We start from the raw sequence: 9767 nt of genomic DNA, 5'->3' as shown, positions 1-9767 counted from the left end.
CATCGCCGCCACCGCCCTGCTGCTCGGCTGTCAAACGCCACCCGCCCCCACAGGCGGGCTGGACCAGCGCCAGATCGCCGCATTGGTACGCGCCGGCTTCACCCTTACCGACGAGGGCTGGGGCCTGAACCTGGCCGGCCCCATCCTGTTCGATTCCAACGACGACCAATTGAGCGAACGCGCCCATAACGCCCTGCGCCAGATCACAGAAACCCTGCGCGGGGTGGACATCGACAGCCTGCGGGTGGAAGGCCATGCCGACAACACCGGCAGCGAGCGCCACAACCAGGCCCTGTCGCAGCGGCGTGCCGACGCGGTGGCGCGGGCCATCGCCGACTACGGCATCCCTTACGGCAACATCGAGCGGCGCGGCCTGGGCAGCGCCCACCCGGTAGCGGACAACGCCAGCCCGGAAGGCCGGGCGCAGAACAGGCGGGTCGCCATCATCGTGCCGGCGGGTTGAACGGCATGGAACGGGGCGGGATCGGGATGGCTGCGCGGAACCGAACCCCTCAACGCCGGGCCGCCAGCAGCATGCGCCGCGCGGTTCGGGCGACAGCGCCGGGCGCACAAGCGGACGGCAGGGCTCAGCCCATCCCTCTATCCCCCGCCACGGTAGCCCCCCGCGCGGCCATCACACGATCACGCGATGGCGGACGACGCCCCGCTCCTGAGCCTCTGCGCGGAAGCGGCCCAGGGGCAAGCCGCGGCACGGGTTCAACCGGCGTGGTCACGTACCACGCGCCAGCCCATGGATCCACCTCGGGCAGCGCCACCGCAGCAAGGCGGCAAGCGGCACCCCGGTCGCGGCTTACTCCCGCCAGCTCATCACCGTGCGTGCGCCGCCGCCCGGCTTGAGATCGAACCACTGGCTGCGGGTCTGCCCGGCGAAGGTCGCGGTAACCCGGTAACGCCCCGGCTCACTCACATCCACCTGCCCCACCGGACCGCATTCGGACTCGGCGCTGCGATCCTTGAGTGGATCGTCCACCCGGGTATGCACGCCGGTGAGGTAACTGCCATCCGGGGTGGAATAGAGGATGGTCAGCGAATGCGAGCTGATCTCCGCACGCATCTTCGCCGACTCATCCACCCCGATGCCGCCGCATACCAGCTTGATCGCCTGGCCTTCCTGCGCCTGCGCCGCCGGCGCCAGGGCCAGCATGCCGGCGGCCGCCAGCGCGGCCTTCATCCAAGGTGTTCCCGTCATCGTTCTCTCCCATGATCCGGCGGCGCGCCCGCCGCCCGCTCGATGAAAAAACCGGCGGCGGCTCCGCCACCGCTTGCGCGACGCGCCAGCGCGGCGTGCAATCCGCAGGCCCGCGCGCCGCTGCCCGGCCGATCATCACACCCGGACAGGCAGACTCAAGCCAGCCCGGGCAGCAAGGTGCGCAAGCCCTGGGTGACGAACCCCACCGCGATCGCCGCCAGCAGCAAACCCATGATGCGGGTGGCGATGTTGAGGCCGAGCACGCCCATCCTCCGCACCAGCTCGTCGCCCAGCCGCATGGACAGCCACACCAGCGCGGCCACCAGCCAGACCGCGATCAGCAGCACCGCCACATCCACCCAGCCGCGCGCCTGATGCGCATAGATGATGGCGGTACTGATGGCGCCCGGCCCGGCCAGCAGCGGAATGCCCAGCGGCACCACGCCGATCTGCGCCTTCTCCTGCGCCTCGTCCGCCTCCTCCGCGGTATGGCGGGCGGGGCCGGGGCGGGCGTTGAGCATGGACAGCGCCATCAGCAGGATCAGGATGCCGCCGCCGACCTGGAACTCCGGCAGGCGGATGCCGAAGAAGCCCAGCACCGCCTCGCCGGCCAGCGCCGACACCGTCAGCACCACCGCCACCGTGATCGCCGCATGGCGGCCGGTGTTGCGGCGGCGGGCCGGATCGTCGTCGCCGCTCAGCGTGGAGAAGGCCGACACCGCCAGCAGCGGATTGACGATGACCAGCAGGCCCACCAGCATGTTCAGCCATTCGTACCAGCGACTCATCAGCGCGCCACGCCTCCCGGAAAACGCCCGTGGGCGCCATTCTAGCCAGCATGGCGGCGGCTGCCGCCATCCCCGGCTCCGGAGCCCAGGCTGCCGGCGCGGCTACCGCCCGTCACCCTTCGTTCCCCCAGGCCCTCCGGCCGGTGCAGCCGCGGCAGGCGGACAGGCGCGCGCCCTCAGGCGGCACCGTGCTTGCGGATGAAAGCCTCGAAAGCCTTCAGCTGGCCAGCAATGAAATCACGAGTGCCGGCGTCGCCCAGCGTGCCGGTGTCCTCATTCACCTTGGTCTGCGCCGCGCCCACCATCACCTCCGGCCGGTTGAGCACGATGGCGTCGAGGAACACCAGGATCTGGCGCAGGTGATACTGCGCCCGCGCACCGCCGAACACGCCCATCGACGCGCTCTGGATCGCCACCGGCTTGCCGGCGAAGGGCTGCTTGTCCAGCCGCGACAGCCAGTCGATGGCGTTCTTCAGCACGCCGGGCACCGAGTAGTTGTACTCCGGCGTCACGATGATCACCCCGTCCGCCGCCCGTATCGCATCGCCCATCGCCACCACCGCGCCGGGAAAACCCTCGGCCTGCAGATCGGCGTCGTAGTGAGGGATGTCGCCCACCGACGCCAGCAACTCCACGCTCAAGCCGGCCGGCGCCAGCTCCGCCAGCGACTGCGCAACCATGCGGTTGTAGGAACCCTTGCGCAGGCTGCCGACCAGGGTAACGACCTTGAGGGGACGAGTGCTCATGAGATGACCTCCGTAGTGGGCCGCCGCAGCGGCAGGGGGCACGGGCGCAGCGCCCGCGAGAACGTTACAGACCCATTAGTGGAACTCGCTCATCGCCGGGCCGGCCGGAGCGCATTACGGCCGGATACAGCCAGTTCCAGCCGGAGTATAGGTGGCGCCGTCAAGTGCTGCCCGATGTACTCAGGCCGCCCTGCGCAACCGCGCCACCAGCCCGGGCACGCCGGCCAGCCGGCGCTCCAGCCAGCGGGTGGCGCGCCCCAGGCTGGCGTCGATCGCCCCGCGCCAGAAGGCGGCGCCGCGGCGTTCGATGCCGAAGTGGATGGCGCAGGCCAGCGCCAGCACCAGCGCCACTACCGCCGGATACACCAGCGCCTTGTTGTCCTCGGTGGCGAAGCGCGACAGCAGCATGTAGCCGATGTGGGCATGCACCAGGTAGAGCGGGTAGGTGAGCCCGCCGGCCAGACGCGAGCCTGGCAGGCGCAGGCGGCTGCCGAGGCGGGAGTTGAGGAAGAGGAAGAAGGCGAACTGGGCGCAGACAATGGCGGCGATGAGCGGGCGGAAATAGCTCACTCCGTCCGCCACCAGCCCGGCGGGCAGGTTGCGCACCGCGAACAGCACGCACAGCGCGCAGCACAGCAGCAGGGCGGCGAGCGAGTAGCGCGTGGGCCGCGTCTTCTGGATCGCCAGCACCGCGCCGGCGGCGAAGAAGGGGAAGTGGCCGCCGAGGTAGGGCAGTTCGCTCAGGCCCAGCGCCAGCGCCACCGCCATGGCGAAGGGCCACAGCAGGAAGATGGGCTCCAGCCTGTCCTGCAGGCCGGCCAGCAGCAGCGCCAGCACCGCCAGGTAGAAGGCGAGCTCGAACTGCAGCGTCCAGTACACCCCGTCGACGAAGGGCACGCCCAGCGCGCGGGAGAACATGGTGAGATTCACCAGCACCTGGGCCGGCGTGACATCCATGCGGCCATCGCCGAGGAACACCGCCACCGCCGCGGTGCACAGCATCGCCACCCAGAAGGCCGGATACAGCCGCAGCGCGCGCGACACCACGAACTCGCTCGCCCGCTTGCCGCGGGCGGAGAAGAAGATCACGTAGCCGCTGATCATGAAGAAGAACTCGACGCCGAGATAGCCGTACTTGGCGAACCCGACCAAGGCCGGCTCGGGCGCCAGCGAGTCGATCTTGCCGTTGTAGATGCCGTTGACCAGGTAGTGGTAGGCCAGCACGGTGATGGCGGCAAGAAACCTGCCGTAGTCCAGGGGTTCGACGCGGTTCACGGGCGCTCCTCGGGGTTTCGGGCCGATGCTTAGTCAACGGCAACAGCGCAGCCTAGTCCGGGCACTTCGGCCCGCCGACGGCGAGAACGTTGCGGAATTTTTCCTTATCTCCCACCCCTGCCACGCGAGCAGACTTCTGCTGCAGCGCACCCGCGCACCAGCCCTCCGCGCCCCTTGCAACGAATGGCAACGATTGCGCCGAGCGTCGCCCCCTGTTCACCCGCATGCCCCGCATTCGCAGCGGAACCCTCCGCCCGGCCTATAAAAAGACTGTGCCGCCGCCTCAAACCCGACAGGACAATCCCATGAGCTCCCTCACCATACGCACCCGCCTGCTGCTGCTCGGCCTGCTCGCCGTCGGCGGCATCCTGTTCGCCACCGCCTTCGGGGTGATCCAGCTGGCGCGCCTCAACGACACCCTGGAGCGCAGCCTGGAGGACAGCCGGCACGGCCAGGAAGAGCTGATCCGCATCCAGCAGGCCAGCCTGGCTTTCAAGACCCAGGTGCAGGAGTGGAAGAACATCCTGCTGCGCGGCAATGCCCGCGAGGATTTCGACCGCTACCGCCAGTCCTTCGCCGATGAGGAAATCCGGGTGCAGACCGGCCTGAACACCGCCCGCGGCGCCTTCGCCAGCCATGCGGCTCCCGCCTACCGCGCCCTGGTGGCGGACCTGGACACGCTGCTGGCCGCCCACCGCGAGCTGGGCGAGGCCTACCGCAGCGCGCTGGAAGGTTTCGACCCGGCCGACGGCGAAGCCGGCAAGCGGCTGGACCGCCAGCTGCGCGGCCGCGACCGCGCCAGCACCGAGGCCATGAACAAGCTCGTCTCGCAGCTGGAGCAGCTGGAGACCGCGCGGGTGCAGACCCAGATCGCCGACGCTCAGGCGGCCTACGCCACCGCCTGGCGGGTGCTGGTGGCCTTCGGCGGGCTGTGCCTGCTGGTGGTTGCCGTGCTGGTGAGCCTGGCGCGGCGCCAGATCGGCCGCCAGATCGCGGTGGTGCAGGACACCACCGCCGCCATCAAGCGCACGCTGGACCTCACCGGCCGCATCCCCCTCACCGGGCAGGACGAAATGAGCCAGCTCGCCGCCAGCGTCAACGAGTTGCTGGAGGAATTCCAGGCGGTGGTGCAGCGCATGAAGGCCGCCGGCGACCATGTCTCGCATGTTTCCGACGGCCTTTCCCACTCCTTCACCCAGCTCAACACCTCGGTTGCCCAGCAGAACGAATACACCTCGTCGATGGCGGCTTCGGTGGAGGAGCTGGCGGTGAGCATCACCCACGTCACCGAATCCTCCACCACCGCCCGGGAGCTGGCGCATGGCTCCCAGGCGCAGGCGGAGAACGGCGGCGCGGTCATCTCACGCACAGTGGGCGGCATGCTGTCCATGGCCGGCCAGGTACGCGCGACTTCGGAACGGGTGGAGGAGCTGGGCCGGCATACCGAGCAGATCGGCCACATTGCCGGGGTGATCAAGGAGATTGCCGATCAGACCAACCTGCTGGCGCTGAATGCCGCCATCGAGGCCGCCCGCGCCGGCGAACAGGGGCGCGGCTTCGCGGTGGTGGCAGATGAAGTCCGCAAGCTGGCCGAACGTACGGCCCAGGCGACCGGCGAAATCAGCACCAAGATCCAGGCCATCCAGCTACAGACGCGCGATGCGGTGGACGACATGCACCGCATGGTGGAGGAGGTAGGCAAGGCCAGCACCGAGGCCGATCTCGCCGGCGACGCCGTCACCGCCATCCGGGCAAGCTCGCAACGGGTGGTGGAGGTGTCCGGCGACATCGCGGTGGCGCTGCAGGAGCAGAGCAGTGCCAGCGAACAGCTGGCACGCCAGGTCGAGAGCATCGCCACCATGAGCGAGGAGAACACCGCCGCAATGAGCGAGGCGCGGGCCGCCGCGGTGGAGATGAAACGGGTGTCAGCCGACATGCACGACCTGGTGGAGCGCTTCCGCGCCTGAGGGGAAAAGGAGCCGCGGCGCTGGATTTGAGCGCAGCGGCCCCTTTCATGTCCCCTTGCCGATGCGCAGAGGGAACCCCGGCGGCCACATCCACGCCTCAGTGGATCGCCACCCCGAACAGCATTCCCGCGCCATAGGTGACCGCCGCGGCCGCCGCGCCTATCGCCAGTTGGCGCAAGCCGCTGCGGAACGCCCCGCCGCCGGTGAATACGGTGATGGCCGCGCCAATGGCGAACAGCCCGACGCCGCTGGCGGCGGCGCTGGCCACGATGGCCTGCTCACCCTCCAGCAACAGCAGTGGCGCCGCCGGCACCAGGGCGCCGAGGAGGAAGACAAGAAAGGATGAGCCGGCCGCCGCCCAGGCGGAGCCGCCGAGGTCATCCGGGTTGATGCCCAGTTCTTCCCGCACCAGCGTGTCCAGCGCCGAATCCTTGTCGCTGATCACCCGCGAGGCGATGGTGCGCGCCTCTTCCGGCGAGAAGCCCTTGGCCTGGTAGATCAGCACCAGCTCCTCCTTCTCCTCCGCCGGCACATGCTCCAGTTCGTCGCGCTCGGCCTCGATCTGGCGCTGGTACAGCTCGCGCGAACTCTGCACCGAGATCCACTCGCCCATCGCCATCGAGCAGGCTCCGGCCAGCGCGCCGGCGGCGGCGGTCATCAGCACGGTGGAGGAGGAAAAGGCGGCGCCGGCCACGCCCATCACCAGGCTCAGCGTGGACACCAGCCCATCGTTCACGCCCAGCACCACCGCCCGCAGGGTGTTGCCGCCACCGGCGCCGTGGCGGCCTTCGAGCTGGGCGTAGCGGGCGCCGTTCCAGCCGTGGCGGGAGCGGCTGGCCAGGTGCGCCAGCAGACGGGCGTGGGAGCGCTCCTGCGCCGGCAGCGCGGTGCCCTGGGCCTCGCGCTGGCTGTCGTACATGGTGCGGTTGGTGGCCTCCTGGTTCATCACCGTCGGTAGCACCGCGTTCACGCCCAGGCGCTGGGTGGCCCAGATCATCACCCGCGCCCGCCAGCTCGGCCTGGGCGCCGGTTCCACGCCGACCAGCTTGCCGATGCGCCGGCGCCAGAAGGCGGCGTGGCTTTCCTCCACCTGGGCCAGGCGCAGGTACAGCTCTGCGATCTCCGGGGAACGCTCTTCCTCCGCCATCGCCCGGTAAAGGGCGGCGCTGTCGATCTCGTCCTGCAGATTGGCCCGGTAGCGGGCTACGTCCTCATGCGGCTGCGTCACGTGCTCTGTCCCGTTCTTTTCATGCCGGGCGAGTGTAAGCGAATGCCGCAGCGCAGCGAACCCGCATGCGTCACGCCGGCGGCACGATTGCGCCCAGACCGGCCGGCGCTTGCCCCACCTTGCTCTGCCCGTCCGCGACGGGCGCCCCCCGCCGCAAAGCCAGCGGAACCACGCCGGCCCACACCGGCCAGCCCAGGTCGGAGTCCTCGTCGACCACGCCATGGTCGCGGATCTTGGCCGAAGCTTCGTCCAGCGGCAGGCGCAGCACCGCGGTGGCGGCCAACTCCTTGTCGTTCATCGGCCGCAGCGCCGCCCAGCGGCCCGGCGCCAGGCGCTCGATGAAGGCCTGCAGCCGCGCCGCCTTCTCCGCCTCGTCCTCCACCGGCTCGAACTGGCCGTAGGCCACCACCGAGCGGTAGTTCATCGAGTGATGCAGCGGCGTGCGGCCGAACACCAGGCCATCCACCTGGGTGACGGTGACACAGGACTGGCCGGCGGCAAGCGCCTTCAGCATGCGCGAGGCGCGCGCGCCGTGGATGTAGAGATGCTCGCCCTCGCGCCAGTGGGCGGTGCCCAGTGCATGCACCGAGCCTTCCCACTGGAAGGCGATGTGGCAGACCAGCGCGCTGTCCAGGATGGCAGCGACGGTAGCGGCATCGTAGTGGGCGCGCTCCGACCGCCGGCGTACCCGGCTGCGGGCGGACGGGGCGGCGGAAAAAGGTTCGGAAGGCAATGACATCGCAGGCTCCAGTCGGGGGGAAGGCCCCATGCTGCCCGCGCCGTGGCACCATCCCTAGCACCACCAGCTCGCCTCCGGATGGAGCCACCATGGATTTCACCTGGCTGCTGGCGCCGCCGCTGCCCGCCGGCGTGCCGCGCCAGCACCTGCTCTACCGCCGCCTGCGCGCCGCCATCGCCGAGGGACGGCTCGGCGCCGGCAGCCGCCTGCCGGCCAGCCGCGCGCTGGCGGCCGAACTCGGCATCGCCCGCAACACCGTGCTGCACGCCTACGAACAACTGGCGGCGGAAGGCTGTCTGCAGGCGGATCGCCACGGCAGCCGGGTCGCCGCGTTGCCAGCGCCGGCCGCCGCCGCGCGCACCGAACAGGCACCCCGGCTGTCGCAACGCGCCCAGGCGGTGCTGCGGCCGGACCAGGACGAACGCAGCACCACCGCCACCTGGCCACTGGCGCCCGGCATGCAGGATCTGGCCGACTTCCCCTTCCGCGCCTGGCGCGCCTGCCTGGAGCGGGCCTGGCGCCAGGCCACCCCGCGCCAGCTCGGCTACAGCGCCGGCGGCGGCGAACCGGCGCTGCGCGAAGCGCTGGCCGACCACCTCGCCGGCCTGCGCGGCTTCGCGGTGGCGCCGGAGCAGGTCATCGTCACCGCCGGCGTGCATGCCGCGCTGGAGCTGTGCGCCCGCCTGCTGGCGGATGCCGGCGACTGCGCCTGGGTGGAGAACCCCGGCTATCCGCCCGCCGCCACCGCCCTCAGCCTCGCCGGCCTGCGCCTGCGGCCGATGGCGGTGGACGCCGAGGGCATGGCCTTCGACGCAGCCGATTTCCGCCGCCACCCGCCGCGCCTGGTGCTGGTCACCCCCACCCACCAATACCCCAGCGGCCAGGAACTGTCGCTGCGCCGCCGGCTGGCGCTGCTGGACGGCGTGCAGGCGGCCGGCGGCTGGATCATCGAGGACGACTACGACAGCGAATTCCGCCGCGGCGGCCCCGCCCTGCCGGCGCTGTTCGGCCTGCGCCCCGGCGCGCCGGCGATCCACGCCGGCACCTTCAGCAAGACGCTCTACCCCGGCCTGCGCATCGGCTACCTGGTGGTGCCGCCCGCGCTGGCGGAAGCCTTCACCCGCGCCGCCAGCCAGACCACCCGCCCAGGGCAGGCGATGGAACAGGCTGCCCTGGCGGACTTCCTCCGCCGCGGCCACTACAGCGCCCACCTGCGCCGCAGCCGCCGCCGCGGCGAGCGCCGCCAGGCCGCGCTGCGCGAAGCCCTCGGCCACCACTTGGGCAGCACCTTCGGCGACCTGCCGCTGGACGGCGGCCAGGCCGGCCTGCACCTGGTGCTGCGCCTGCCGGAAAGCACCGACGATCTCGCCCTCGCCCATCGCGCCCGCGAACTCGGCCTGGGCGTGCAGGCGCTCAGCCGCTATGTGCAGGCCCCGCTGGACTGTCGCGGCCTGCTGCTGGGCTACGGGGGAACGCCGGAAGGGCAGATGGATGAAGCGGTGAGGCGGTTGCGGCAGGCGCTGGAGGAGACGGTGGGTGAGAGGCGGAATAGCGCCAGTTCGTCTCAGAAAAAAGGGGCTGAGCGCGCTGCGGGGTGACTATTGGGCTGGTCGGCTGGTCGGCTGGTCGGCTGGTCGGCAGATGGTTGGGAGTTTGGGAGTTTGGGAGTTTGGGCGATTATCGCTACCCCCACCGCTTTACCCGCCGCGGGCTTGCCTTGCCCCCTCTCCCCTCGCGGGGCGTAGGCGGAAAAAGCGAAGCATCGTTTCGCCCGCCGGAGCGCCCTGGGGCCGGCAGGCCGCAGGGCCGGGGCG

At 70.7% G+C, this 9767-nt stretch carries 9 protein-coding genes; 3 read left to right on the top strand and 6 right to left on the bottom strand.

Annotated features, from left to right (window positions below; translation table 11 throughout):
* Positions 1-463 (top strand): OmpA family protein (locus GRF61_RS22030; protein ID WP_211166138.1); only part of this gene is annotated, 463 nt, incomplete at its 5' end.
* A gap of 348 nt (positions 464-811) precedes the next feature.
* Here GRF61_RS22030 and GRF61_RS22025 read toward each other — a convergent pair.
* The 4 genes from GRF61_RS22025 to GRF61_RS22010 form a co-directional block, all read right to left on the bottom strand.
* On the bottom strand, positions 812-1210 hold the full coding sequence (locus tag GRF61_RS22025; RefSeq protein ID WP_248281395.1) for a hypothetical protein: 399 nt from the start codon (positions 1208-1210) through the stop codon (positions 812-814).
* 155 nt (positions 1211-1365) lie between these two features.
* Positions 1366-1998 (bottom strand): MarC family protein, encoded by a 633-nt coding sequence (locus tag GRF61_RS22020; protein WP_133594253.1) that lies wholly within the window; start codon positions 1996-1998, stop codon positions 1366-1368.
* A 176-nt stretch (positions 1999-2174) separates the two neighbouring features.
* The gene (locus GRF61_RS22015; protein ID WP_169152767.1) at positions 2175-2744 is read right to left on the bottom strand and encodes an NADPH-dependent FMN reductase; all 570 of its coding nucleotides are present in this window, start codon (positions 2742-2744) and stop codon (positions 2175-2177) included.
* Positions 2745-2924: 180 nt separating this feature from the next.
* Positions 2925-4019 carry an acyltransferase gene (locus tag GRF61_RS22010; RefSeq protein ID WP_169152766.1) on the bottom strand — a complete coding sequence of 365 codons (1095 nt, stop codon included), beginning with the start codon at positions 4017-4019 and terminating at the stop codon, positions 2925-2927.
* 305 nt (positions 4020-4324) lie between these two features.
* Between GRF61_RS22010 and GRF61_RS22005 the strand changes: the two genes are divergently transcribed.
* Complete coding sequence (locus tag GRF61_RS22005) at positions 4325-5986, top strand: methyl-accepting chemotaxis protein (RefSeq protein WP_169152765.1); 1662 nt, start codon at positions 4325-4327, stop codon at positions 5984-5986.
* Positions 5987-6083: 97 nt separating this feature from the next.
* Here GRF61_RS22005 and GRF61_RS22000 read toward each other — a convergent pair whose 3' ends face one another.
* Together GRF61_RS22000 and GRF61_RS21995 are read right to left on the bottom strand one after the other, a co-directional pair.
* Positions 6084-7214: a VIT1/CCC1 transporter family protein gene (locus GRF61_RS22000; protein WP_169152764.1), complete on the bottom strand. Its 1131-nt coding sequence runs from the start codon at positions 7212-7214 to the stop codon at positions 6084-6086.
* 70 nt (positions 7215-7284) lie between these two features.
* Entirely contained in the window at positions 7285-7953 is a 669-nt protein-coding gene (locus GRF61_RS21995; protein WP_169152763.1) for a pyridoxamine 5'-phosphate oxidase family protein, read from the bottom strand.
* Between the two features lie 89 nt (positions 7954-8042).
* Here GRF61_RS21995 and GRF61_RS21990 point away from each other — a divergent pair, with 89 nt between their 5' ends.
* On the top strand, positions 8043-9551 hold the full coding sequence (locus GRF61_RS21990) for a PLP-dependent aminotransferase family protein (protein WP_169152762.1): 1509 nt from the start codon (positions 8043-8045) through the stop codon (positions 9549-9551).
* The last annotated feature ends 216 nt before the right edge of the window (positions 9552-9767 follow it).

The sequence above is a fragment of the Azoarcus sp. TTM-91 genome (assembly GCF_012911025.1).
Taxonomy (GTDB): Bacteria; Pseudomonadota; Gammaproteobacteria; order Burkholderiales; family Rhodocyclaceae; genus Azoarcus.
The sequence above is the reverse complement of the archived record's forward strand: the minus strand, read 5'-3'. Positions and strand labels throughout refer to the sequence as shown.